Origin of the sequence: Mycobacterium sp. NPDC051804 (genome assembly GCF_044452905.1) — a bacterium.
In the GTDB taxonomy this organism is placed as follows: domain Bacteria; phylum Actinomycetota; class Actinomycetes; order Mycobacteriales; family Mycobacteriaceae; genus Mycobacterium.
Genome location: NZ_JBITCD010000003.1, coordinates 184,490 through 208,571, shown reverse-complemented (window position 1 = coordinate 208,571; position 24,082 = coordinate 184,490). Strand labels below are relative to the sequence as shown.

General features: G+C 66.3%; 22 protein-coding genes. 11 read left to right on the top strand and 11 right to left on the bottom strand.

Annotated elements, in window-relative coordinates; genetic code table 11:
* Nucleotides 1-7 precede the first annotated feature (7 nt).
* From ACIA48_RS12110 to ACIA48_RS12075, 8 genes are all read left to right on the top strand, one after another.
* A complete protein-coding gene (locus tag ACIA48_RS12110) occupies nt 8-1,240 on the top strand; it encodes an alpha-hydroxy-acid oxidizing protein (protein WP_396731149.1) in 1,233 nt (410 codons plus the stop codon).
* A gap of 214 nt (nt 1,241-1,454) precedes the next feature.
* Nucleotides 1,455-2,453 carry an esterase family protein gene (locus ACIA48_RS12105; RefSeq protein WP_396731146.1) on the top strand — a complete coding sequence of 333 codons (999 nt, stop codon included), beginning with the start codon at nt 1,455-1,457 and terminating at the stop codon, nt 2,451-2,453.
* 175 nt (nt 2,454-2,628) lie between these two features.
* Nucleotides 2,629-4,968 (top strand): endopeptidase La, encoded by a 2,340-nt coding sequence (gene lon, locus ACIA48_RS12100; protein ID WP_396731144.1) that lies wholly within the window; start codon nt 2,629-2,631, stop codon nt 4,966-4,968.
* Between the two features lie 63 nt (nt 4,969-5,031).
* Nucleotides 5,032-5,364: a TfoX/Sxy family protein gene (locus tag ACIA48_RS12095; protein WP_396731142.1), complete on the top strand. Its 333-nt coding sequence runs from the start codon at nt 5,032-5,034 to the stop codon at nt 5,362-5,364.
* A gap of 4 nt (nt 5,365-5,368) precedes the next feature.
* Nucleotides 5,369-6,088 carry a DUF72 domain-containing protein gene (locus ACIA48_RS12090; protein ID WP_396732750.1) on the top strand — a complete coding sequence of 240 codons (720 nt, stop codon included), beginning with the start codon at nt 5,369-5,371 and terminating at the stop codon, nt 6,086-6,088.
* 35 nt (nt 6,089-6,123) lie between these two features.
* On the top strand, nt 6,124-7,329 hold the full coding sequence (locus ACIA48_RS12085) for an NAD(P)/FAD-dependent oxidoreductase (protein WP_396731139.1): 1,206 nt from the start codon (nt 6,124-6,126) through the stop codon (nt 7,327-7,329).
* Nucleotides 7,330-7,932, top strand: a complete 603-nt coding sequence (locus ACIA48_RS12080; RefSeq protein WP_396731137.1) for a hypothetical protein — start codon at nt 7,330-7,332, stop codon at nt 7,930-7,932. It abuts the gene before it with no gap.
* 2 nt (nt 7,933-7,934) lie between these two features.
* Nucleotides 7,935-8,732: an SDR family NAD(P)-dependent oxidoreductase gene (locus ACIA48_RS12075; protein WP_396731134.1), complete on the top strand. Its 798-nt coding sequence runs from the start codon at nt 7,935-7,937 to the stop codon at nt 8,730-8,732.
* A 1-nt stretch (nt 8,733) separates the two neighbouring features.
* On the opposite strand, the gene ACIA48_RS12070 is transcribed toward ACIA48_RS12075, so the two are convergent.
* The 4 genes from ACIA48_RS12070 to ACIA48_RS12055 are packed head-to-tail and all read right to left on the bottom strand — an operon-like array spanning nt 8,734 to nt 15,906.
* Entirely contained in the window at nt 8,734-10,200 is a 1,467-nt protein-coding gene (locus ACIA48_RS12070) for an acetyl-CoA acetyltransferase (protein WP_396731132.1), read from the bottom strand.
* On the bottom strand, nt 10,197-12,539 hold the full coding sequence (locus tag ACIA48_RS12065; protein ID WP_396731129.1) for a CoA transferase: 2,343 nt from the start codon (nt 12,537-12,539) through the stop codon (nt 10,197-10,199). The genes ACIA48_RS12070 and ACIA48_RS12065 overlap by 4 nt, the downstream gene beginning before the upstream one ends.
* Entirely contained in the window at nt 12,536-13,411 is an 876-nt protein-coding gene (locus tag ACIA48_RS12060; protein ID WP_396731127.1) for a TIGR03619 family F420-dependent LLM class oxidoreductase, read from the bottom strand. The genes ACIA48_RS12065 and ACIA48_RS12060 overlap by 4 nt, the downstream gene beginning before the upstream one ends.
* Before the next feature lie 29 nt (nt 13,412-13,440).
* The gene (locus ACIA48_RS12055; protein WP_396731124.1) at nt 13,441-15,906 is read right to left on the bottom strand and encodes a phosphoketolase; all 2,466 of its coding nucleotides are present in this window, start codon (nt 15,904-15,906) and stop codon (nt 13,441-13,443) included.
* Between the two features lie 168 nt (nt 15,907-16,074).
* Here ACIA48_RS12055 and ACIA48_RS12050 point away from each other — a divergent pair, with 168 nt between their 5' ends.
* Nucleotides 16,075-16,839 (top strand): lysostaphin resistance A-like protein, encoded by a 765-nt coding sequence (locus tag ACIA48_RS12050; RefSeq protein ID WP_396731121.1) that lies wholly within the window; start codon nt 16,075-16,077, stop codon nt 16,837-16,839.
* Nucleotides 16,840-16,854: 15 nt separating this feature from the next.
* On the opposite strand, the gene ACIA48_RS12045 is transcribed toward ACIA48_RS12050, so the two are convergent.
* Nucleotides 16,855-17,445, bottom strand: a complete 591-nt coding sequence (locus ACIA48_RS12045) for a CGNR zinc finger domain-containing protein (RefSeq protein ID WP_396731118.1) — start codon at nt 17,443-17,445, stop codon at nt 16,855-16,857.
* Nucleotides 17,446-17,563: 118 nt separating this feature from the next.
* On the opposite strand from ACIA48_RS12045, the gene ACIA48_RS12040 reads away from it, so the two are divergent.
* Nucleotides 17,564-18,055 (top strand): hypothetical protein, encoded by a 492-nt coding sequence (locus ACIA48_RS12040; protein WP_396731115.1) that lies wholly within the window; start codon nt 17,564-17,566, stop codon nt 18,053-18,055.
* Here ACIA48_RS12040 and ACIA48_RS12035 read toward each other — a convergent pair.
* The 6 genes from ACIA48_RS12035 to ACIA48_RS12010 all read right to left on the bottom strand — a co-directional run bounded on the left by ACIA48_RS12035 (nt 18,052) and on the right by ACIA48_RS12010 (nt 23,157).
* Nucleotides 18,052-19,074, bottom strand: coding sequence for a zinc-binding alcohol dehydrogenase family protein (locus ACIA48_RS12035; RefSeq protein ID WP_396731112.1), 1,023 nt, complete (start codon nt 19,072-19,074; stop codon nt 18,052-18,054). The genes ACIA48_RS12040 and ACIA48_RS12035 overlap by 4 nt on opposite strands.
* Before the next feature lie 15 nt (nt 19,075-19,089).
* On the bottom strand, nt 19,090-19,395 hold the full coding sequence (locus ACIA48_RS12030) for a GlsB/YeaQ/YmgE family stress response membrane protein (RefSeq protein WP_396731110.1): 306 nt from the start codon (nt 19,393-19,395) through the stop codon (nt 19,090-19,092).
* Nucleotides 19,396-19,551: 156 nt separating this feature from the next.
* Nucleotides 19,552-19,731 (bottom strand): hypothetical protein, encoded by a 180-nt coding sequence (locus ACIA48_RS12025; protein WP_396731107.1) that lies wholly within the window; start codon nt 19,729-19,731, stop codon nt 19,552-19,554.
* 271 nt (nt 19,732-20,002) lie between these two features.
* Nucleotides 20,003-21,061: an alanine and proline-rich secreted protein Apa gene (locus ACIA48_RS12020; RefSeq protein ID WP_396731104.1), complete on the bottom strand. Its 1,059-nt coding sequence runs from the start codon at nt 21,059-21,061 to the stop codon at nt 20,003-20,005.
* Between the two features lie 230 nt (nt 21,062-21,291).
* Nucleotides 21,292-22,350: a sulfate/molybdate ABC transporter ATP-binding protein gene (locus ACIA48_RS12015; RefSeq protein WP_396731101.1), complete on the bottom strand. Its 1,059-nt coding sequence runs from the start codon at nt 22,348-22,350 to the stop codon at nt 21,292-21,294.
* A gap of 6 nt (nt 22,351-22,356) precedes the next feature.
* The gene (locus ACIA48_RS12010) at nt 22,357-23,157 is read right to left on the bottom strand and encodes an ABC transporter permease (protein WP_396731099.1); all 801 of its coding nucleotides are present in this window, start codon (nt 23,155-23,157) and stop codon (nt 22,357-22,359) included.
* A gap of 200 nt (nt 23,158-23,357) precedes the next feature.
* Between ACIA48_RS12010 and ACIA48_RS12005 the strand changes: the two genes are divergently transcribed.
* Nucleotides 23,358-24,029, top strand: a complete 672-nt coding sequence (locus tag ACIA48_RS12005) for an SDR family oxidoreductase (RefSeq protein ID WP_396731097.1) — start codon at nt 23,358-23,360, stop codon at nt 24,027-24,029.
* Nucleotides 24,030-24,082: the final 53 nt, after the last annotated feature.

The following is a 24,082-nucleotide window of genomic DNA, read 5'->3' as shown; positions in this document are numbered from 1 at the left end:
GTCGCAGATGAAGCGCCGACTGCCACGACCCCAGGAATTGGCAGCGCTGCTGCAGTTTCGCAAGCCCGACCTGAACCTCACGCGCCGCCGTCTCGACCGCGCGCTGACCATCGAGGATCTGCGCCGCATTGCCAAACGCCGCACGCCCAAGGCGGCGTTCGACTACACCGATGGTGCGGCCGAGGAGGAATTGTCGCTGGCGCGAGCACGACAAGCGTTCCGCGACATCGAATTCCACCCCACCATCCTGCGTGACGTCGCCAGGGTGGACGCCGGGGCGACCGTGCTCGGCGACCGGGTGGCCCAGCCCTTTGGCATCGCACCGACCGGATTCACCAGGCTGATGCAGACCGAGGGCGAGATCGCGGGTGCGCACGCCGCCGCCCGCGCGGGCATCCCGTTCTCGTTGTCCACCCTGGGCACCAGCTCGATAGAAGAGGTTAAGTCTGCAAACCCACACGGGCGCAACTGGTTTCAGCTGTACATGTGGAAGGATCGGGACCGGTCGATGGCGCTGGTCGAGCGAGCTGCGGCCGCGGGCTTCGACACGCTGCTCGTCACGGTCGACGTGCCCGTCGCGGGGGCCCGCCTGCGCGACACCCGCAACGGTATGTCGATTCCGCCGGCATTGACGGTGCGCACCGTCCTGGACGCGGTTCCGCACCCCCGCTGGTGGTTCGACCTGCTGACCACCGAACCACTCTCGTTCGCCTCGCTCGACCGGTGGCCCGGCACGGTCGCCGAGTACCTGGACACGATGTTCGATCCGACCGTGACCTTCGACGACCTGGCCTGGATCAAGTCGCAGTGGCCGAACAAGTTGGTGGTCAAGGGAATTCAGACTCTCGAGGACGCCAAGTCGGTCGTCGACGTCGGAGTGGACGGCATCGTGCTGTCCAACCACGGTGGCCGCCAACTCGACCGCGCGCCGGTCCCGTTCCATCTACTGCCACGCGTTGCCGCAGAGCTTGGACGCGACACCGAGGTTTTGCTGGACACCGGCATCATGTCCGGTGCGGATATCGTGGCGGCGGTCGCGCTGGGCGCGCGGTTCACGTTGGTCGGCCGCGCCTATCTGTACGGACTGATGGCTGGCGGCGAGGCGGGCGTCGACCGGGCTATCGCGATCCTGTCAGGCCAGGTCAGCCGCACGATGGCGCTTCTCGGCGTGAGGTCACTCGACGAATTGGAACCCCGGCACGTGACACAGCTACGCCGTCTCGCTCCCGGCGTGTCGTAGTCCTACGCTCAATCACTTCAGTCACATCATCCACACTGGCCACACCACAAATCCGCTGTTCCTGAGTCCGCGCCGAGTCGGAATCGTTAGCCAACCGCGATATCGCAACCGGGTGTCGAGCCGCCGAACTCGCCCGGTCCACGTGTTTCATTACGCAGGCAGAGCAACGGCAAAGGCTTTGCGCCAGGTAATGAAAGGTGGGTTGGTTGCCGTTATGAAGGTCAGTGAGAGGTTTCGGAGTAGTAAGTGGTTGCGCAGACTGGCGGTGAGTGCCGTTGCGGCGGCGACTCTGCCCGGGCTGATCGGCTTCGTCGGGGGTTCGGCGACGGCTGGTGCGTTCTCCCGGCCCGGTCTGCCGGTCGAGTATCTAGATGTGTTCTCCCCGTCGATGAATCGCAACATCCGGGTGCAGTTCCAGGGCGGCGGCCCGCACGCGGTGTACCTGCTGGACGGCCTGCGCGCGCAGGACGATTTCAACGGCTGGGACATCAACACCCCGGCGTTCGAGTGGTACTACCAGTCCGGTCTGTCGACCGTCATGCCCGTCGGCGGCATGTCGAGCTTCTACACCGACTGGTATCAGCCGTCACGGGGTAACGGCCAGGACTACACCTACAAGTGGGAGACGTTCCTGACGAACGAGCTGCCCGCGTATTTGGAAGCGAACAAGGGTGTGTCGCAGCTCGGCAACGCGGTGGTCGGCATCTCGATGGCCGGTGCCACGGCGCTGACGTACTCGATCTATCACCCGCAGAAGTTCATCTACGCCGCATCGCTGTCGGGCTTCCTGAACCCCTCCGAGGGTTGGTGGCCGATGCTGATCGGTCTGGCGATGAACGACGCCGGCGGCTACAACGCTGAGAGCATGTGGGGCCCGTCCTCGGATCCGGCGTGGAAGCGCAACGACCCGATGGTCAACATCAATCAGCTGGTGGCGAACAACACCCGCGTCTGGATCTACTGCGGTTCCGGTACGCCGTCGGATCTGGACACCAGCGGTGGCGGCGGCAACATGATGGCCGCACAGTTCCTCGAGGGACTGACGCTGCGCACCAACGTCAGCTTCAAGGACAACTATGTCGCAGCTGGTGGCAGCAACGGTGTGTTCAACTTCCCGCAGCAGGGAACGCACAGCTGGGGCTACTGGGGTCAGCAGCTGGAGATGATGAAGCCCGATATCCAGCGGGTCCTGGGGGCGCAAGCTACCGCCTAGTTCCACCCACACAGGGAGCCTGCCGTAACCCCCGAACGGCAGGCTCCCTGCCATTTGTGGAGCGATTTGTGCACGTTTTGGAGCGCTCACCGCTCCTTTTCGTGCACAAACTGCGTCGGGGAACAAACCCACCCCTCCCAAGGTTGAGTCGGTCTGACTGAACTTTGGAGGAATAATGGCTGAAGCCAAATCAGTGCCGGTGTTGTTCCTGAACGAATCGATCGTGCTGCCGGGCATGGTTGTGCCGATCGAGCTGGACGACGCGGCCCGCGCCGCCGTCGACGCAGCACAGGCCACCGAATCCGGTGAGTTGCTCATCGCTCCTCGCCTGGAAGACCGGTACGCGTCCTACGGCGTGCTCGCGTCGATCGTGCAGGTCGGCCGGATCGCGGGTGGTAATGGAGCCGCCGCGGTGGTGCGCGGCACCAAACGTGCGCACATAGGCGCCGGCGCCAACGGCCCCGGTGCGGCGCTGTGGGTCGAGGTGACCGAGATCGAAGAGCCGGAGGCGACGGAAGAGATCCGTGCCTTGGCCGCGGAGTACAAGAAGCTGCTGCTCGCGATGCTGCAGCGCCGCGAAGCCTGGCAGATCATCGACTTCGTCAACCAGCTGACCGACCCGTCGGCACTGGCCGACACGGCCGGGTACGCGTCGTACCTGACGCAGGTTCAGAAGCGCCAACTGCTCGAGACCCCCGATGTCGGCGAACGGCTGAAGGCACTCATCGAGTGGACCGGCGATCATCTCGCGGAGGTCGAGGTCACCGACAAGATTGCCGACGACGTGCGCGAAGGCATGGAGAAGACGCAGAAGGAGTTCCTGCTCCGTCAGCAGCTCGCGGCCATCCGCAAGGAGCTGGGGGATTCGGACGACGGCACAGGGTCTTCCGATGACTACCGGTCCAGAATCGAGGCCGCCGACCTGCCGGACAAGGTCCGCGAAGCCGCGCTGCGCGAGGTCGGCAAGCTGGAACGCTCCAGCGAGCAGAGCCCCGAAGGCGGGTGGATCCGAACCTGGCTGGACACCGTGCTGGACCTGCCGTGGAACGTCACCACCGAGGACTCCACCGACCTGAAGTCGGCGAGGGAGATCCTCGACGCCGACCATCACGGCCTCGAGGACGTCAAGGACCGCATTGTCGAGTACCTGGCGGTTCGTGCTCGGCGCGCCGAGCGCGGGATGGCCGTCGTCGGCGGTCGCGGGTCCGGCGCCGTCATGGTGCTGGCCGGTCCCCCGGGTGTCGGCAAGACCTCGCTGGGCGAGAGCGTGGCGCGGGCGTTGGGCCGCAAGTTCGTGCGCGTCGCCCTTGGCGGTGTGCGCGACGAGGCCGAGATCCGTGGTCACCGTCGCACCTATGTCGGCGCGCTGCCCGGCCGCATTGTGCGTGCGATCGGCGAGGCCGGCTCGATGAACCCCGTCGTACTGCTCGACGAGATCGACAAGGTCGGCTCCGACTACCGGGGCGACCCGAGTGCGGCACTGCTCGAGGTGCTGGACCCAGCCCAGAACCACACGTTCCGCGACCACTACCTCGAGCTGGATCTGGACCTGTCCGATGTCGTGTTCCTGGCGACGGCCAACGTGATCGAGAACATCCCGTCGGCGCTGCTGGACCGCATGGAGTTGATCCAGATCGACGGCTACACCGAGGACGACAAGGTCGCGATCGCACGCGACTTCCTGCTGCCGAGACAGCGGGAAAGGGCGGCCCTCACCGATGATGAAGTCGAGGTCACAGATGCCGCGCTGCGCAAGATCGCGGCCGATTACACCCGCGAGCCGGGTGTGCGGCAGTTCGAGCGACTGCTGGCCAAAGCGTTGCGCAAAGCCACCACGAGGCTGGCGGCGGCCGACGAAGCGCTCGTCATCGACGAGCCCGATCTCGTTGACTACCTGGGCCGTCCGCGGTTCCTGCCGGAGTCGGCGGAACGCACGGCGGTGCCTGGTGTGGCGACCGGGCTGGCGGTCACCGGCCTCGGCGGCGATGTGCTCTACATCGAAGCCGGCGCGACTCCATCTTCCTCGGGCGAGGGGTCCTTGCAATTGACCGGTCAGCTGGGCGACGTCATGAAGGAGTCCGCCCAGATCGCGCTGTCCTATGTGCGGGCCCACGCCGAGCAGCTGGGCGTCGACCCGAAGGCACTTGATCGCCGGATCCACGTCCACGTGCCCGCTGGCGCGGTGCCGAAAGACGGTCCTTCGGCAGGCGTGACGATGGTGACGGCGCTGGTGTCGATGGCGACCGGGCGCCAAGTGCGCTCCGACGTCGGCATGACCGGCGAGGTGACGCTCAACGGCCGGGTGCTGCCCATCGGCGGCGTCAAGCAGAAGCTGTTGGCGGCGCAACGAGCCGGTCTGTCAACGGTTTTCATCCCCCAGCGCAACGAGGCCGACCTGGATGACGTCCCAGCCGACGTGCTCGAGTCGCTGGAGGTCAAGCCGATGGTCGACGTCGCGGACATCATCGTGCAGGCGTTGGTGCCTGCAGAGCAGGCGGTGACCGCCGCCGCCTGACGCAGCGTGTAACGCCATGGCGCGAATTCCGCCCGAATCGCGCCATGGCGTTACGGTCGTCGCATGGCCTACGACGAAGACCTCGCTCACCGTGTCCGCGAGCTCATCGCAGGAGAGCGCGGTGTCGACGAGAAGCGGATGTTCGGCGGGCTCGCGTTCCTCATCGGGGGCAACATGTCGGTGTGTGTCAGCGGCCAAGGCGGGCTGATGGTCCGGGTGCCGCGCGACGACACGGACCAGCTGCTGGCGCGCGACCACGTCGAACCGATGATCATGGCCGGCCGCGAGACACGCGGCTGGTTGCGGGTATCCGTGGAGGGTGTCAAGACCAAACGCCAGCTGCAGGGCTGGGTGAACCGTGGCGTCGACTACGCAAAGAGCCTCCCGCCCAAGTAGCGAGATACGCATCGGGACCTCCGGCTGGTCATACAACCACTGGGCCGGCGTCCTGTACCCGCCCGGATTGCCTGTCGCGAAGCGGCTGGCTGTCTACGTCGAAGAGTTCGACACCGTCGAACTGAACGCGAGCTTTTACCGGTGGCCGAAGGACGCCACCTTCGAGGGCTGGCGACAGCGACTCCCGGACGGCGTCACGATGTCGGTCAAGGCCCAGCGAGGCCTCACGCACTACAGAAGGCTGCGCTCGCCGGAACCGTGGGTCGAGCGGTTCGAGCGCAGCTGGACCGCGCTCGGCGACCGACGCGAGGCGCTGCTCGTTCAACTGCATCCCGAGCTGGAACGCGACGACAACCGACTCGTCCATTTCCTCACTCTGATGCCCGACTGGATTCCGGTGGCCATGGAGTTTCGGCACCCCTCGTGGGACGACGACGCCGTTTACGCGCTACTGGAGAGCCACGATGCCGCGTACGTGGTGATGAGCGGCGCCGGCCTGCCATGTGTCCCCAGGGCGACGAGCCGCCTGGTGTACATCCGCATGCATGGACCCCCGCAGGACTCGATCTACGCAGGCTCCTATACCGGTGATGAGCTGCGCGAATGGGCCGACAGGATCACCGGCTGGCACCAGGAGGGACGACGGGTGCTGGTCTACTTCAACAACGACCTGGGCGGACACGCAATCCACAATGCGCGGACACTGAAAGACCTGTTGGCCTGATCCATCAGACCTCGTCGCGAGTAAGCTCAGGTGACATGACAACGTCGTCGACATTCGCCATAGTGGGCGGCGGCCTGGCCGGAGCAAAGGCCGCAGAAGCATTGCGTGACAAGGATTTCGACGGGCACGTGGTGCTATTCGCCGCAGAGGAACACCTGCCCTACGAACGTCCCCCGCTGTCGAAGGAGTTTCTCCTCGGCAAAAAGCAGTTCGGGGACTTCACGGCCGCACCGTCGGCCTGGTATCGCGACCATCACGTCGAGTTGCAACTCGGCACCGAGGTGTCCGCGATCGACCCCGATGCCCACACCGTGTCCCTGCCCGACGGGACCGCCGTCAGCTACGACAAGCTCCTGCTGGCGACCGGGTCCACTCCCCGCCGGCCACCGATTCCCGGCGCCGATGCCGACGGCGTGCACTACCTGCGCACGATCGACGACGCCCAAGCCCTGAACTCTCTTCTGGCAGAAGGTATTTCGCTGGCGATCGTCGGCGCCGGATGGATCGGCCTCGAAGTCGCCGCGGGTGCTCGCGAACGCGGCGCGGACGTCACCGTCGTCGAAACCGCGGACGTGCCGTTGATGGGCGCGCTCGGGCGCGAGGCCGGTGAGATGTTCGCCGTCATGCACCGCGACCACGGCGTGGATCTCCGACTCGGCGCCACGGTCGACGAGATCACGACGTCGGAAGGCAGGGCGACCGGGCTCAAGCTGGGCGACGGTTCCACCGTCGTCGCCGACGCGGTACTGGTTGCGGTCGGAGCGGCCGCCAACATCGGGCTGGCCGAACACGCGGGCCTGGCCACCGGTAACGGCGGCGTACTCGTGGATGCGGCGTTGCGAACCAGCAATCCCGACATCTTCGCCGTCGGCGACATCGCCGCGGCCGAACATCCGGTGTTCGGCACCCGGATCCGCACCGAACACTGGGCCAACGCACTCAAGCAACCCGCTATCGCGGCGGCGGGAATGCTCGGTAAGCCGCAGGAATACAGCGAACTGCCCTATTTCTTCACCGACCAATACGACCTCGGTATGGAGTACGTCGGGCACGCGCCCGATTACGACCGGGTGCTGTTCCGCGGCGACGTGGCCGGCCGCGAATTCACGGCGTTCTGGCTCGACGACGCGAACCGGGTGCTCGCGGGGATGAACGTCAACATCTGGGAAGGGCTCGATGACATCAAATCGCTGGTCCGGTCGCGGGAACCGGTCGATCCGGAACAGCTTGTCGGCGCATAGGTGAACGTGCGCACACTTCTCATGGCGGTGGCCGCTGTCGCGGTGCTTGCTGCCGGTTGCTCGGGCGGGACCATCACCAACACCGACGAGTCGCATACAGAGGCGGCGCCCCGCGGCGCACCGCCCTCAAGCCCGGCGCCGAGCAACAAGCACCTGGTGAACGCGTTCGACTACGTCGCGTACCCACCGGCCGGGACGAGTTACTACTTCACGTCACCGAGCGGAACCTGGGCGTGTGCGATCATCCCGCGGGTGAAGGAGGGATGTCAGTCCGCCGAAAATTGGCCGTCCGCCATGGGCATTGCCGGCGAACCGGACTCCGTGCCCGGCACCACCGACGAAACCACGACACCCAACGCACTCGTCATGCCACGTGAGGGTGCCGCACAGTTCGTCGCGCTGAAACAGCCCGAATTCGCACTTGATCCCGGACCGGCAAAAGTCTTGCCGTTCAACAGGATTCTGGCCGCAGCCGGATTCCGCTGCAACGTCCAGGAAGCCACGGGTGTCTCGTGCTTGAGCGAATTCGACGACAAGGGCTTCACCTTCTCCGCTGACGGTTTCGTACCGCAGTACTCCGACGTGCCCTTGGAGGCTCCCTAGTCATGAAGATCGAAGCGGGACAGGTCGCCGTGGTGACCGGCGGCACCAGCGGCATCGGGCTGGCGATCGCCGCCGTCCTGGTGCGCCGCGGCGTGAACGTCATGATCGCCGACGTCCGCGAGGACGCGATCCCCACCGCCGTCGACGCGCTGTCACGGCACCCGGGTCGCATCGTCGGTGTACACGCCGATGTCAGCGTCGACGCCGATGTGGACGCGCTGGCCGACGAGACCATCGAACGGTTCGGACGCGTCGACCTCGTGTGCAACAACGCGGGCGTGGTCGGCGAAATGGCTCCGACGTGGGAACAGCGGCTGGAAACCTGGCGCTGGCTCGTTGACGTGAAACTGATGGGCGTCGTACACGGAGTGCGGACATTCGCGCCGCTGTTCATCGCCCAAGGCTCCGGTCACTTTCTCAACACCGCATCGGTTGGCGGGTTGATTGCGTTGCCCAACCTCGCACCGTACAACGCGACCATGCACGCCGTCGTCGGGCTGACTGAGACGCTGAACACCGAATTGAAATCGGTCTCAGAGCATTTGGGCGCCACAGTGCTGTGTCCGGGGATGGTGGACACCCCGCTGGGGCAGAACTCCGCCGCGCTCGTACCGCAGGGCGCGGCCGCCACACCGGTGGATGGCAACGGTGACGCGATGCGGGGTGCGATCAGTCCTGTACTCGTGGCCGAAGCGGCAATCGACGCCGTCGAGACGAGCCGTGTGCACGTCGTCGTCGGGCCCGGCGCCGACAGTGTGGCTAGGCAGCGCGTCGAAGCGCTGCTGGCCGACCTCGACTAGCTCACAGAAGTGTGGCGGTGCCGTCGGGATTGACCTGGACCTTGGCCCCCGCAATGTCCTCCTGGACCGTCACTTCGACGTCCTCGGGAACCACGGCGAGCGCACGCGCATCCTCGGGAGTCCGGACGGCGAGGAACGCCTTCTCCGGGGCGCCCTCTCTGTCGAACGGGGTCGTCCACGATTCGACGGTGCCCACCCCCGACCATTCGACGACCACCTCGCGGGTGGGCTCGCGGTCGACCGCCTCTTGTACGTCTTCCCAACGAAATTCGTGGGTGGGCGGCTCGGTCCCATACACGCCGAAGCTGTGCTTGGTGAGGTAGCCGCCGTTGGCAGTGATCAGGCCGCGCCGGCCCGGGTTGGCGACGAGTTGTTCGGCCATGGTGGCGATCGAGTGCGTGACGTAGTTGTTCCACGGCCCACCCGCAAAGGTGAGCCCGCCCGTCACGGTCAGCGGCCGGGACGGATCGCCGCTCGGCAGTCCGAGTTCGTTGGCCGCCACCTGCACGGCGGACGGGAAGCACGAGTAGAGGTCGATGAGTGCCATGTCGTCGATGTCGGCACCAGCCAATTCCAGCGCGCGGTTGCCCGCGATGCGGATCGCCGGTGAGGTGTAGAACTCCGCGCGATCGCTGATCGCATAGGTGTCGTGCGCGTCGGTGCCCGCGTACGGGAAAACCCAACGATCGCGCGGGATCTGGAGATGGGTGGCCTTCTCGACGGACGTCAGCACCAGCGCTGCACCCTGGTCCACCATGTTGTTCGAATTCATCAGCTTCGTGTAGGGCCAGCTGACCATCCGGTTGCCCGGACTAGGCTCGGCGATCTCGTTGCCCGACAGCTCCTCTCGGCTCCATGCATGCGGATTCGTCGCGGCAACCGAACTGAACTGAGACCAGAGTTCTCCGATGCGGCGCCGGTGTTCATCGGACGTTTCACCGGCCGCGATCCGCAGTGCCTGCTCGAACATCGGATAGACGTAGGCGGGCCGATCCAGCTTGATCCTGAGATCCGACGGTCCGGCGAGTTCGATGCCCTCGTCGGAACCGTCGGCGAGTGGCACCGAATCGTCCTGACTGGTCCAGTTGAGCTTGCCGCCGGCCTTGCGCACCCGTGAACGGGTACGCCAGGTTTCGGCGCCGGCGATGAGCACGATCTCAGACTGGCCGGTCTGGATGTCCAGGCACGCCTTGTTGACCAGTGTCTGCGGCACGTTTCCGCCGATGCCGGTGTATCGCGTCGTGGCATTCTCGGCCCGAATGCGCTGTGCGAGTAACCGGCCCGGATCGCGGTACCGCCAGGACAACAGATTCACGATGCGAATGGCGTCGACGGCCTCCAGGACGCGCGGATCGGCCGCGGCGCGGGCCGCCGACTCCATCAAGTCGACGGGTTCCACGTCGGGGTTCTCGTCGCGCTGGTTGACCTGGCCGTAGCCGACCAAGACCGGCGTCCGCGGATCTATCATGGGCTCCCTTGTTCTGTGAATAGCACGCCGTCGGCGATGAGCCGATCGGTGTCATCGGCGCTCAATCCGAGCACCTCCTGGCAGATCTGGCGGGTCTGCTCGCCCGGCATAGGGGCGGGCCGATGTTCCGCGGCGGGAATCCGGGTGTACCGCGCGGGTCCCGTCTCACTGAGCATCGGGGCCTCGAACAACGGATGTGCCATCTCGGCGTAGAGGCCCCGGAACGCCACCTGCGGGTCTGCGGGTATGTCCACCGCCCGGTTCATCGGCGCGGCGGGAACACCTGCCCCTTGCAGGATCGCGGCGATATCCGTCTTGTCCTTGGCGCGCGTCCACTCCGACACCGCGGCGATGAACGGTGCCCGCTCATCGGGAAGATCACGGCCGATGACCATCGATAGTGCCGCGCGGTCGGCGTCGGACCGAACGGAGATGACACACCATTCGTCGTCTCCCGCGCATGGGTAGACGCCATGGATCGCTACGTCGTCGGTCACCTCAACCCCTGCTGTGCGCGCGGCTTCGGCGACGTACGCGGTGTTGAGCTGGCTGACGGCCGCCTCGGCCTGCGGAATGTGCACGTGCGCACCGGTTCCGGTGTGTTCGCGGCGAACCATGGCGGCCAGCGCCGCGACCGCGGTGAGCCTGGCTGCGACGTGGTCAGGAAAGACCGTGGTCGCGTCATAAAAGCTATCGGGTTCGGCGTCCTCGGAGGTCCAGAGCCAGGTGACACCTGTCGCCGCGCGCACCAGCGGGCCATAGCCCATGCGGTCGCTCCACGGACCTGTCGCTCCGTAAGCGCTGCTTTCTGCCAGCACGATGCGCGGATTGATGGCTCGCAGCTGTTCGTACGAAAAGCCAAGCGAGTCAAGTGTTCCTGGCTTGAAGTTGGCGAACACTGCATCCGCCTGTGCGACCAGACGGCGAAACAGCTCGGCTCCCTCAGGGTGCCGGAGGTCGAGGCCGAGGCTCTGCTCGTTGCGGTGCGTCAATGCCCACGACCTGCTCATCGTCATGCCGGGCGCCGTTTGACGAAGGCCGTCCGGATAGGCGGCGCTTTCGACCTTGATAACCTCGGCGCCCAGGTCAGCGAAGAGTCGACCCAACTCGCCACCCGCGACGATCACGCCGAGATCGAGGATGCGCAGGCCCTCGAACGGCCGATGCACGTCAGCGCCGCGGGGTTGGACGGTGAACTTGCCTGCGGCCCAACCAAGATCGTCCGCCCCCGCCTTCGGCGCGGGACGCTCTACCCCGGCGTGGCGCCCGTCGACGACGATGGGTCCCACGGGAGCAGCCACGTTCACGCCATCGGCGATGGTCAGGTTGGTCAACGCGCCGACTGCACGAAAGTGGTCTGACGCCAACGCTTCTGCCGCGGTGAGGACCGCGGCGACCGGCACTCCGCGCGCCTGCCCACCAGCGACCAGCGTGTCCATCGTCTGGGATGCGAACAATTCGGCAATCGCGGCGTTGAGTTCGCGTGAGGCGGCGTAGCGCGCGGCGATCGTGTCGAATTTGGGGTCGGAGAACTGCTCGGGTTCGCCAAGCCAACCACGCATTCCGCGCCATTGACGCGCCGACAGCAGGCAAATTCGAACATGGCCGTCCTTGCACGCGAAGATCGGATAGATGTGTTGATTTCGCGGTCGGCCCCGCCACAGTTCGCCCGCCGACTTGAGACCAACGGCGGCCTGGCCCTCCGATCCAAACGGCGGATCGAGCGATTGCAGGACTCCTTCGAACCGCGAGAAGTCGATGTAATCGCCTCTGCCGTCTCGTAATCGACGGTAGAAGGCGGCCAGGGCCGCCCACGCGGCCTGCACCACCGCCGTCCCTGACGCCACACCGTCGGGCGGCAGCACCGGCCTGCCCGTCGTGGGACCAGTCCGTGACAGTGCCGTCGACATCGCGTACAGCACGGCGTCGGTGGCCTGCCGCGAACTGTACGGTCCAGCGGTGCCGAAGTCGGTCACCGACAAGGCGACCAGGTGTCCGAACTGATCGGCCAGCGCTGTGCAGGACGTTCCGAACGCCGCCGCCGCTCCGGGGTTCCCGCTGTCCACCACGATGTCGGCGTCACCCGCCAACTCGATCAGACGCCGGCGATCGTCGGCACTGTCGGGATCGAGCACCGCGCCGCGCTTGTTGGCGTTGTGCACCGCGAACGCGATGCTTTGACCCGCGACGGCGGGAAGCGCGCCGCGGTCCGCGCTCCCGTTGCGGGTTTCGACCTTCAAGACGTCGGCGCCCAGGTCCGCGAACAGGCGACCGACGCCATCGGAGGTCGCGCCGCCCAAGTCCAGAACACGTACGGACGCCAGCAGTGCGGCGCTCATCGGGCCAGCAGCCGTTCGACCCAGTCCAGATGGGAGTCAGTGGTGGTGGCGACATAGATCAGGTCGACGAACACATCGGGATAACCGTTGTCGGCGAGCACCTTGACGGCTTCCGCGACCTGTTCGACGGCCGTGTCCTGCGCGACGTTGATCCGGACATAGGTGTGGATGGCCGACGGATCACGTCCGGCGGCGCGTGCCGCGTCGTCGACTTTTTCCCGCTGCCAGTTCAGCATGTCGAGGTTCACGCCGCCGGGCACCTGCACCACCGCAGTCCAGCCGTCGGCGCGCTCGCCCACGCGCTTGAGTCCCGCCGACCTGAGCGCGCCCAGGTAGATCGGCGGTCGTGGCCTTTGCAGTGGCTTGAGATTCACCCACGATTCCGGGATCGACCATCGTTCCCCTTGGTGTGCAACGGGATTGGTCGTCCACAGTTGTTCCAACGCATCCAGGAGCTCGTCGAGTTGTGCACCGCGGCGGCGAAACGGTGCGCCTGCGGCCTGGTATTCCTCGGGCGACCAGCCGATGCCGAAGCCAGGCATCAGGCGTCCGCCGCTGACCACGTCCAGGCTGGTGAGCTGCCGGGCCAGCTGCACGGGCGGGTACCAGGGCGCGACGAACACGCTGGCACCCAGCCGGGCGCTGGTCGTCGCGGTCGCGGCCACCGCGAGCGCGATGAGCGGATCGATTCCGGTCCGAAACTGCACGGGGATGGTGTCGGAGCCCGCGTATCCGATAATCGGTTGCACCGCGGCCAGCAGGCGGTCCCCTACCCACAGGCTGTCGGCGCCGAGTTCCTCAGCCGTCGAGGCGAAGCGGGCCAACTCGGCGTGGGCCGCCTCCCCGTATTGCGGCATCGCGAATCCCAGCACGACCGACAGGGTAGTGCGTGCATGCGCGACTACTCGTTGTCGCCTCCGGTCGCGGCGGTCGCGGCGATACTCGTCTGTCCGGCCAAATCGCGCGCGTCAGGCCACACCCAATCGCGCACCTCGGGAAGGTCGTCGCCGTGCTCACGGGTGTATTGACGGGCGGTGATCCTCATATCGACCATGCGCTGGCGCAGCGTGGCGCATCGCGAGCCCAGGGACGGCACGCGGTCGATCACATCGATCACCAGGTGGAACCGGTCGAGGTCGTTGAGCATGACCATGTCGAACGGCGTGGTCGTTGTTCCCTCTTCTTTGTACCCACGCACATGCACGTTGTTGGCACCGTCGCGGCGGTAGATGAGCCGGTGGATCAGCCACGGGTAACCGTGATAGGCGAAGATCACCGGCTTGTCGTGAGTGAAGATCCCGTCGAATTCGCGGTTCGACAACCCGTGCGGATGTTCGGTTTCGTCCTGCAGACGCATCAGGTCGACGATGTTGACGAAGCGCACCTTCAGCTCGGGTAGGTGCTGCCGCAGCAGGTCCACCGCCGCGAGACCTTCGAGCGTCGGCACGTCCCCTGCGGTCGCGACGACGACGTCGGGGTCGGTGCCGAGCTCCTCGCTGCCCGCCCACTCCCAGATACCCAGCCCCCTGGTGCAGTGTGCGATCGCCTCGTCCATCGTGAGGAAGTTCGGATGCGGCTGCTTGCCCGCGACCACCACATTCACGTATTGGCGCGAGCGCAGGCAGTGGTCGTAGGTGGACAGCAGGGTGTTCGCGTCCGGCGGCAGGTACACCCTGACGATTTCGGCCTTCTTGTTGACCACATGATCGATGAAGCCCGGATCCTGATGGCTGAAGCCGTTGTGGTCCTGGCGCCAAACATGGCTTGAGAGGAGGTAATTCAGGCTGGCGATGGGCCTGCGCCACGGTATGTGATTAGTGACCTTGAGCCATTTCGCGTGCTGGTTGACCATCGAGTCGACGATGTGGATGAACGCCTCGTAGCAGTTGAACAGACCGTGCCTGCCCGTCAGCAGATATCCCTCGAGCCAGCCCTGGCACTGGTGCTCGGACAACATCTCGACGACGCGTCCGGCCCGAGCGAGGTGCTCGTCCACCTCTGGCGCGACGAATTCGGCGTTCCACTGTTTGGCGGTTGCATCGAACACCGGTTGCAGGCGGTTCGACGCGGTTTCGTCGGGACCGAAGATCCGGAAGTTGTCGGGGTTGCGCCGAATCACTTCAGTCAGCCACTCGCCGAGCACCTTGGTCGCCTCGGCGACCGTCGCACCGGGAGCGGGGACGTTAACGCCGAACTTCCGGAAGTCGGGAAGTCGCAGATCTTTCAACAACATTCCGCCGTTGGCATGCGGGTTGTCACTCATCCGCAGCGCCCCCGCCGGTGCGAGTTCGGCGATGGTGGGGTTGAGCTTGCCGTCCTCGTCGAACAGTTCCTCGGGCCGGTAGGAGCCCAACCAGTCGGCGAGCACCTTCAGATGCTCGGGGGTATCGCGGGCGCTGGCCAACGGAACCTGATGTGCACGCCAGGATCCCGTGGTCTTCTTTCCGTCGATGTAATCCGGACCCGTCCATCCCTTCGGGGTGCGGAAGACGATCATCGGCCACGTCGGCCGCCGCTCGTCACGCTCGGCGGCTCTGGCCTTGATTTCCGAGATCTCGTTGAGCACCTCGTCGAGCAACGATGCGAACCGCTGGTGCGTCTCGGCGATGTCGTCGTCCTCGGTCGCCTCGAAGAAGTACGGGTTGTGGCCGTAGCCGACCATCAGGCTGCGGAGTTCGTCTTGCGGAATGCGGTCCAGCACCGTCGGGTTCGCGATCTTGTAGCCATTGAGGTGCAGGATCGGCAGCACCACACCATCTTTAGCGGGGTTGACGAATTTGTTGGAATGCCAACTCGTCGCGAGAGCGCCGGTCTCCGCCTCGCCGTCGCCGATGACCGCCGCGACCAACAGGTCCGGGTTGTCGAACACCGCACCGTAGGCATGCGAAAGCGCATAACCCAGCTCACCACCCTCGTGGATCGAGCCCGGTGTTTCGGGAGCGACGTGCGAAGGGATGCCGCCAGGGAAGGAGAACTGGCGGAACAGCCGCCGAATACCCTCGCTGTCCTGGGTGATGTCGGAGTACACCTCCGAGTAAGTCCCGTCCAGGTAGGCGTTGGCGACCAGTCCCGGACCGCCGTGGCCAGGTCCGGTGACGTACACGGTCGACTGCTCGCGCTCTTTGATGACCCGATTCAGATGTGCGTACAAGAAGTTCAGGCCCGGCGTGGTCCCCCAGTGACCGAGTAGACGAGGTTTGACGTCTTCCCGCGACAGCGGTGTTCTCAGCAGCGGATTGGCCAGCAGATAGATCTGCCCTACCGAGAGGTAGTTGGCGGCCCGCCACCACCCGTCGATCTGGGCGAGCGTCTCGTCGCCCAGCGAGTGCAGTTCGGCGGAATGCCAATTGTGCGCCAGCGTAGTCATCGCGGGATCCTCCTGTCGCGTCGCGCTCTGGGTTGGTCTCTCGATACCCATCAAACCCGCGCAATTCCCACCGTGCCCGACGGATGGCACATGTTCACCGTCCGGCTACCGACGGCGATCTTTGCTGTCTCAGGAGACGCTCAGTGATCACCGGTAGAATCGCCCCTCGTGTCCGATCACGCCGTGGTAGCCGAGCAACCGCACCCGCTGATCGAGCAATTGTCCGCACTTCATCACTTCCGCATCTACGCGGACATCGCCGTCGTCGTGGTGGTGCTCGCACTCACGAACCTGATCGCGCACTTCACCACTCCGTGGGCCAGCATCGCGACGGTGCCGGCGGCCGCCGTCGGCCTGCTGCTCCTGGTGCGATCGCGCGGTTTGGGTTGGACCGAGCTGGGTCTGGGCAGGGAGCACTGGCGCTCAGGTGCGGGCTACGCCCTGGCCGCGGTCGGGTTGGTGCTCTCGGTGATCGCGATCGGTGCGCTGCTGCCGTGGACGCGCCCGATGTTCATGAACAACAACTACGCGACGATCTCGGGCGCCTTGATCGCGTCGATGATCATCATTCCGCTGCAAACCGTGATCCCCGAGGAGCTCGCGTTCCGCGGCGTCCTGCACGGCGCACTGGACCGTGCGTGGGGCTGGCGCGGAGTGGCCGCCGCGGGCTCACTGCTGTTCGGCCTGTGGCACATCGCGACCTCGTTGGGTCTGACCGCCAGCAACGTCGGCTTCACCCGCATCTTCGGTGGCGGCCTGCTCGGCACCGTCGCGGGCGTCGTCCTCGCGGTCGCGGCGACGGCATTCGCGGGGTTTGTGTTCACCTGGCTGCGGAGGCGCAGCGGCAGCCTCATCGCGCCGATCGCCTTGCACTGGTCGCTCAACGGTTTGGGCGCGCTGGCTGCGGCCCTGGTGTGGCATCTGTCGACCTGACTGCCGTCCCGCCGGTCAGCCACTCGCCTTCCGCCGGCGCGCCCGGAACTCGCGGTTCTTGAGCCTGTTGCCGCACGCGGACATCTCGCACCAGGTTCCGCCGTGGTTGCGGGATCTGTCGTAAAACGCCCAGCGGCATTCGTCGTTCGCACAGACCTTGAGGCGCGCCCAACTGCCATCGAGTTGTGCGTCGCGAATGACCAACACCAGGTCGACGAGGCGCTCGCTCACCGAGTTGCCGGCTGCAGCCAGCTGCACCGCCCCGTCGGCGTCGAACTCGGCGCGTGCCGCGCCACCGGCGGCCACCGCGCGAAGCGGCGCCATCGCCTCCTCGGTCGGCGAAGGCCCGCCGGCGTTGCCCATCAACAGCGCGCGCAACGCCTCGCGGACGTCGCGCAGCAGCTCGAGGTCGGCGTCATGAAGGTTGGCGTCCGGCGCCATCAAATCGTTGTCGATCAGCCAGGGCCGGGCATCGGCGGGATCGGCGAGCCGGTCCGGCCCGGTGGGCAGCTCGACGGTGTTGACCAGCGCTTGGACACGAAGCAGCGGTCCAGGCGCGGGCTTGGACTCCTCGTCGGCGAGCCACCGTGTCGCTTCGGCAACCACGATTCAACTGTAGGCCCGCATGACCGGTATATCAACTTGACTGGTCATGCATGACCGCTGTAGCGTCATAGGCAGTCACGACAACACAAGGGCCGAACAGGCAAAGAGGTAGATATCCATGGCTGACAACAAAATTCCAGCCAACGTCCTTTCCACTATTCCCACCACGCGCGAAACCCGCTGGCCCGCGGCGATGCCCCGACCTTCGCTGGCGGCCCGGATGACCGCGCGTTTGCGTGCCGGCAAGCTCGATCGACTGATCGCCGTCGGCGTGCCCGCCGCGGCGGGCAGCGCGCAGGCCGCCCATGAGGAACGTCTGACGTCGACGGCGGAGCGACAGGCCGTCGCCAAGTCGCTACGCATGGCGGTCTCCGATGCCCGCGGGCGCGGCGTCCTGCTGTCGTCGCGGCTGCCGCTGCACGTCCCCAACATCACCGCCGCCACGGACGTCATCGACGCCGTCGCATTGCGGCTGCACTCGCCACGGCCGGTGAACGCACGCGGAATGGCGCGGCTCCGGCAGATCTTGAGCGACGGGACGGGACCGCTGTACCGGTACGGGCGCGGCGATCTGCGCGGCCGTCTCGGCGCGGCACTCGCCGCGCTCTAGACCATCAGGACAGCCGCGCCGGAGATACGGCCCGCGCCGAGGTCGGTGAGCGCCTCGTCGGCGCAGCCGAGCGGATATCGCGGAGCCGTCACCTCGAGGTGATGACGGCCTGCGAACTCAAGAAATTCGCGGGCGTCGGCGCGTGTGTTGGATGCCACGGACCGCAGCTGACGTTCCTGGAACAGGTGGCGCTGATAGTCCATCGCCGGAATGCCGGACAGGTGAATGCCTGCGACGGCCAACGTGCCGCCGCGATCGAGCGCCTCGAGTGCCGGCAACACCAAATCGCCTACCGGCGCAAAGAGAATCGCGGAGTCCAGCGACACCGGCGGACGGTCGGCGGCTCCCTGTACGGACGCCGCGCCTAGTGCCAGCGCCAGTTCCTTCGCCTTGTCGCCGCGCGTCATCACATGCACCTCGGCGCCCTGCGCAAGTGCCACCTGCGCCGTCAGGTGTGCGCTTCCGCCGAACCCATAGATACCCAACCGCCCACCGGCGGGCAGTTCGGCGCGCACCAGTGCGCGATAGCCGATGATGCCGGCGCACAGCAGTGGCGCCAGTTCAGCATCGGAGTATCGGTAAGGGAGCGGATGTGCGTAAGCAGCTGGGACAGTAGCGAATTCGGCATATCCCCCGTCGGAGTCCCATCCGGTATAGCGGGATTCCGGGCATAGGTTTTCGTTGCCTCTCGCACAGAACTTGCATTGGCCACACGTGTGCCGCAGCCACGCGATTCCGACCCGATCGCCGACCGCGAACTCAGCGCCCGCAGTGTCTCCCGGGCCTACCTCGATGACTTCCGCGACGACCTCGTGACCCGGGATCACGCCGCGACGGTGCACCGGCAGATCGCCCTCGGCGACGTGAAGATCGGTGCGGCACACGCCGCATGCCCGTACTGCGACCAGGAGCTCGCCGGGCGCGGGCCTCGGCACGTCGGCATTGACGCGCTCCAGCGGACGACTGCTCATAGGGCCGGGCCGCTGGACCCGCCATGCCTGCATCGTGGGGGTGCCCATCACCCCATGGTGACGTTAGGTCTTTTTCTGCACCAGACCGACGAGCCACAGCAGGATCACCGATCCGAGGATCGCGGTGAAGAACGTGAACCACCAACCACCCTCGGCGGTATCGAACCAGAAGCTCAGGAGGAAGCCGCCGATCAGGGCGCCGATGACACCGATGACGATGTTCATCAAAATGCCGGATCCGCTGCCCTTGACGATCTTTCCGGCGATCCAACCGGCGAGCGCTCCGATGATGATGTAGCCGATCCAGCCGACGCTGGTGAGTGTTGTCGACCGTTCTGCGAGGAATTCAGTAGCCGCAATGATGTCCATCAGGATCTCCTGCCTATCGCTGGCCGTGGCTCAGCGCTGCCGCCGCGCCAACTCGAGATATACCGCACCCCGGTAACGATTCGGCGGCCACCGCGGTCAAGATCGGCAAACGTCAAACGCAGCAGTTCGGTTGGCCCTCGACTGCTTTGCGGATTTTCAGATACCGGCACATATCGACACGAAGGGAATAGGCGCGCAGACACTGACCGAGAAATACGGCGTCGGATCGCCGTTCCAGGCCGGTGGCGGCGGAGGTGGTGGCGGGGGCGGCGGCGGAGGCGGCGGAAGTGGAGCGGCGATACAGGTGTTCGAGGGCGGATCGAAAATGGTTCCCATTCCGCACTCGATTGCGCTTCCCACCGCCGGCGAAACGAGCGAGATAAAGCTGAGCGACGCAAGAACTACTGTCACTCGGGCCGTCACACGACGAATCAAGTTCAGCATGGAGGCTCCTTGCCGATCCCCGACCTCAGCTGTACTTCCAATCGTAGAACGCCCGGCGAATCAAGTCACCAAAATTGACCACTGCGAAAGTCAATCGCTCTTCGTCGGCGCGAAGCGCAGGCACACCGCGTGGTGCCTGCGCTACGGCCAGTTGTTGCTCTGCTCAGCCGGGCGGCAGCATCCCCGGCGCGGCCTCGGGGGCCACCGGCACAGGCACTCCGACGGCCGCAGGCGCCGGTGGCGGGGGCGGTGCGTTCGGGTCGGCCGGCGGCGGAGGCGGAGCATTCGGGTCGGCCGGCGGCGGAGGCGGAGAGTTCGGATCAGCCGGCGGCGGAGGAGCTGCGACCGGCGCGGCGTACGGCCGGATCGAGTTGGCCAGTGTCACAGCCTCTTCCTGCGGAATCGGGTTCGTTTCGGTCCCGAGCCACACCACGAACCAGCGCTGCGGCGTGCGCTGACCGCGCGGCGTCCCCGGTTCGACCGGCTCGCCGACCACGCCGGCCCAGATCTGTCCGGTGGGCTTGTTAGCGTCGGTGAACTTCACCTCGTAGTAGGAGGCGACACCCGGCATTCCGTTGGCGTCGAGCGGAACCGTCTTCTGGTTCATGCGGGTGCCGGGGAAGGGCATAAAGAACTCGCCCATATCCGATGCCAGCCGCTGGGCCGCTTTGGTGTTGTCGGTCTCGGCGCCGGCGAACAGCTTCAGGTCGAGCCGGCCGAGCAGCACGCTCGTATCGTTCGGCGGCTCCGCGCCTTCTGGCGCGATCTTCGTCAAGAGGGCCTGGCCGTAGGACAGCTGGGTGGAATCCGACACCTTCCATCCGGCAGGAACCACAAAGCTCAGTCCACCGGCGGCATTGTCGACGCGACCCGGTTCGGCAGTCGGCGCGGGCGGCGGTGCGTTGGGATCCACCGGCGGCGGTGGCGCGTTCGGGTCCGCAGGCGGCGGCGGAGGCGCAGGAGCGCCCGGGGGCGCGGGCGGAGGCGCAGGAGCGCCCGGCGGAGGAGGCGGCGGTGCCGGAGCTCCCGGCGGAGGAGGCGGCCCCTGCAAGAACGTATTGCCGGTCGGTGGCGGTGGCGGCGGCGCCGGAGTCGGCTCGGGCTGCGCCTGTGCGATCGAAGGCAGTGAGAGCGCCACCGCGGTGGCACCGGTCAGCGCCGCGATCATCAGCGACTTTGAGAGGCCCTTGCGGGGTTCGCGTAACGCGTCTCGCTCATCCATGGGGAAGAAACTACCGTGTTACCGCCGTGACGCAAGTGCGAGTTGCTCCAAAAGTGCTAAATTGTGACATTGCTGTAAGCATTGAATCTGCAGTTAGGCAGCGTTTAGTAGATTGCTGAGGCCGCGAGGGCTCGATGCGTGGCGCAGCTGCGCTCACGGCGGTGGTGACGGCTCTCACACGTGATTCAGTCGTTATTTCGCGGACGCGGGCCCTGCCGTTACGGCTGCCGTTACGGACTCGGCAGAAGCGTGACCTCCTGCGCCTTCACCGAGAAATAGACACAGTCTCCTGGCGTCAACCGCAATTCGGCGGCCGAGTCGGCGGTGATGTCGGCGGCCAGCCCCGGCGCGCCATCCGGCTGCTCCTCGGCGCGGACGCGGATGGCGGGTCCGCGGCTGTCGAGTTCGGCGACGGTCACTGCCACGGTGTTGCGAGGGCTGCCATGCGGGGGGTCCCGGTACACGGCGACCGCGGCCGGCGAGAACAATGCCACCGCGGGCTGCCCAGCCTCACTGTCGGGCCCGGCGACGCCGTGCCAGGCGATTCCCCATCGCGTCGTCAGCACCCCCTCCGGGCCCGCGGTACCTGCGACGAGATTGACGCCTGCGAGGCGCGCGCCGAACCTGCTGCGAGGTGCGGCTAAAACCGCTGCGGTGGAACCCTTTTCGACAATCACCCCCTCTTCGATGACAACCACCCGGTCGGCGAGGGTGAGCACGTCGACCAGGTCGTGAGTGATGAGCACCGCCGACCGGCCGTCGCGCACGAGAACACGGCTCAGCAGCTTTCGCATCGCGGCGGCGGCTCCGACGTCCAAGCCGGCCAGCGGCTCGTCGAGGAGCAATACATCCGGCTCGGCGGCGAGTGCACGAGCCAGCGCGATCCGCTGCGCCTGTCCGCCAGAGAGCTGTCGCGGCATGCGGTCGGCGAGGTCGGAGGCGCCGACTTCGTCCAGCCAGCGCGCCGCATGCGCACGAGAGCTGCGCGGCGAGAACGCCACGTTCGCGGCAACGCTCAGATGCGGGAACAGCAGCGCATCCTGCAGCAGCAGCCCAACCTGGCGGTCATGAGTGGCGATATGCGTGCCGGAGACCGTATCGGTCAGCACCCGATCGCCGACACGGACGACGCCCGCGTCGGGCCGCACCAAACCCGCGATCACATGCAGGGCCGTTGATTTGCCCGCGCCGTTCGGACCGAGTACGGCGAGCACCTCCCCCGCGGAAACCGCGAATTCGATGTCCACACCGCGGTTTTCGACAACCGCGCGCACACTGACGTCCGTCACGTCGGATCACCACGCATGAGCGCCACCGGCCCGCAGGCGTCGACTACCAAGGCCGAGGACGACGATGGCGGCGACCACGACGAGGAGCAACGACAGCGCGACCGCGGCGTCCGCGTCACTCTCCCGCTGCAGGTAGATCTCGAGCGGAAGAGTTCGCGTCACACCCTCGCGCGAACCGGCGAACGTGAGGGTGGCGCCGAACTCGCCCAGCGCTCGAGCGAACGCCAGCACCGCGCCGGACACCAGGCCGGGGGCCAGCAGCGGCAGCGACACCCGCCACCACACCGCGGTGGGCCGGGCACCCAGGGTCGCGGCGACCACCTCGTAGTCGGTACCCGCGGTGCGGGCAGCGCCCTCGAGCGAGATGACGAGGAACGGCAGCGACACGAACGTCTGCGCCAGCACGACGGCCGTCGTCGTGAAGGCGATCTGGATCCCCGCCGCGTCCAGGTACTGCCCGATCAGGCCGAGCCGTCCGTACGCATACAACAGCGCGATGCCGCCGACCACCGGTGGAAGCACCAGCGGGAGCAGGATCAGCGGACGCGTCATCCGCACCGCCCGGGAATCGCTGCGGGCGAGTACCAAGGCCATCGGCACACCGAGGACCAGGCACAACACGGTGCTGGCAGTCGCGGTGCGCAGGCTCAGCTCGAGTGCCGACAACGAGGCCGGGCTGGTGATCAATGACCAGAATCGCGGCCAGTCGACCTTCGCCGCGATCGCGATGAGCGGGACCGCGACGAACAACGCCCCCAGTGCGGCGGGAACGTAGATCCACCGAGGGAGCACGGCCGACGGGCTCAAGGCTCGCGAGCTACGGTAATCGTGCTGGTCACCGCCACGAAAGGCATCACAGATCACGACCCTATGGCACTTCGGCCGCGATGTGGTGCCGCGTCCGCGTGCCGCGTTTCCTCCTATAGCTACTGTCCAGTAACATTTGGTGCACGGGCTGGGGTTCAGCGTCGAACGTTTCAGTGCCGGACACAGAGGAGGTCCTTGCCATGGAGGTGCTTGTCACCGGAGGCGACACCGATCTTGGACGCACGATCGCGGAGAGCTTCCGCGACGCGGGACACCAGGTCGTGATCGCCGGCGCACGCCGCGATGAGTTAGACGTCGCCGCGAAAGAACTCGAAGTCGACGCCATCGTGTTCGACAACACCGATGCGGCGAATCTCGAGGCGGCGCGGGATCAGCTTCCGCACCACCTTGACACCATCGTCAACGTGCCCGCCCCACGCTGGCAGGCCGGCGATCCGCGGACATATTCTCTGGCCGACCAAGCCACGGCATGGCGAAATGCGCTCGACTGCACCGTGCTCTCGGCTGTGCTGACCGTGCAGATCCTGGGTGATCACCTGCGGTCGGGCGGTTCGATCATCACCGTCGTACCCGAGAATCCGGCCGAGGGCAGCGCGGAGTCCGCCATCAAGGCCGCAGTATCCGATTGGACCGCGGGGCAAGCCGTCCACTTCGGCATTCGGGGCATCACCGTGAACGCGGTCGCGTCGGGCCGAAATGCCGAACCGGGCTACGACGGACTGACCCGCACACCACCGCCGGTGGCCGACGAGATCAGCCGACTCGCGTTGTTCCTGACCACGCCGGCCGCTCGGCACATCACCGGTCAAACGCTGCATGTCAGCCACGGTGCGCTGACAAATTTCGGCTGAATATTCCCTCGTTCGCCGAAAGCTAAAGCGGGGTGACCGCTCCGGTTAGTTGT

Excerpts from the sequence above, each read along its gene's own strand:
- ACIA48_RS12110 (WP_396731149.1), top strand. The coding sequence starts at position 8 with ATGAAGCGCCGACTGCCACGACCCCAGGAATTGGCAGCGCTGCTGCAG.
- ACIA48_RS12105 (WP_396731146.1), top strand. The coding sequence starts at position 1,455 with ATGAAGGTCAGTGAGAGGTTTCGGAGTAGTAAGTGGTTGCGCAGACTG.
- lon (WP_396731144.1), top strand. The coding sequence starts at position 2,629 with ATGGCTGAAGCCAAATCAGTGCCGGTGTTGTTCCTGAACGAATCGATC.
- ACIA48_RS12095 (WP_396731142.1), top strand. The coding sequence starts at position 5,032 with ATGGCCTACGACGAAGACCTCGCTCACCGTGTCCGCGAGCTCATCGCA.
- ACIA48_RS12085 (WP_396731139.1), top strand. The coding sequence starts at position 6,124 with ATGACAACGTCGTCGACATTCGCCATAGTGGGCGGCGGCCTGGCCGGA.
- ACIA48_RS12075 (WP_396731134.1), top strand. The coding sequence starts at position 7,935 with ATGAAGATCGAAGCGGGACAGGTCGCCGTGGTGACCGGCGGCACCAGC.
- ACIA48_RS12070 (WP_396731132.1), bottom strand. The coding sequence starts at position 10,200 with ATGATAGATCCGCGGACGCCGGTCTTGGTCGGCTACGGCCAGGTCAAC.
- ACIA48_RS12065 (WP_396731129.1), bottom strand. The coding sequence starts at position 12,539 with ATGAGCGCCGCACTGCTGGCGTCCGTACGTGTTCTGGACTTGGGCGGC.
- ACIA48_RS12055 (WP_396731124.1), bottom strand. The coding sequence starts at position 15,906 with ATGACTACGCTGGCGCACAATTGGCATTCCGCCGAACTGCACTCGCTG.
- ACIA48_RS12040 (WP_396731115.1), top strand. The coding sequence starts at position 17,564 with ATGGCTGACAACAAAATTCCAGCCAACGTCCTTTCCACTATTCCCACC.
- ACIA48_RS12035 (WP_396731112.1), bottom strand. The coding sequence starts at position 19,074 with ATGGGCACCCCCACGATGCAGGCATGGCGGGTCCAGCGGCCCGGCCCT.
- ACIA48_RS12030 (WP_396731110.1), bottom strand. The coding sequence starts at position 19,395 with ATGGACATCATTGCGGCTACTGAATTCCTCGCAGAACGGTCGACAACA.
- ACIA48_RS12025 (WP_396731107.1), bottom strand. The coding sequence starts at position 19,731 with ATGGGAACCATTTTCGATCCGCCCTCGAACACCTGTATCGCCGCTCCA.
- ACIA48_RS12020 (WP_396731104.1), bottom strand. The coding sequence starts at position 21,061 with ATGGATGAGCGAGACGCGTTACGCGAACCCCGCAAGGGCCTCTCAAAG.
- ACIA48_RS12005 (WP_396731097.1), top strand. The coding sequence starts at position 23,358 with ATGGAGGTGCTTGTCACCGGAGGCGACACCGATCTTGGACGCACGATC.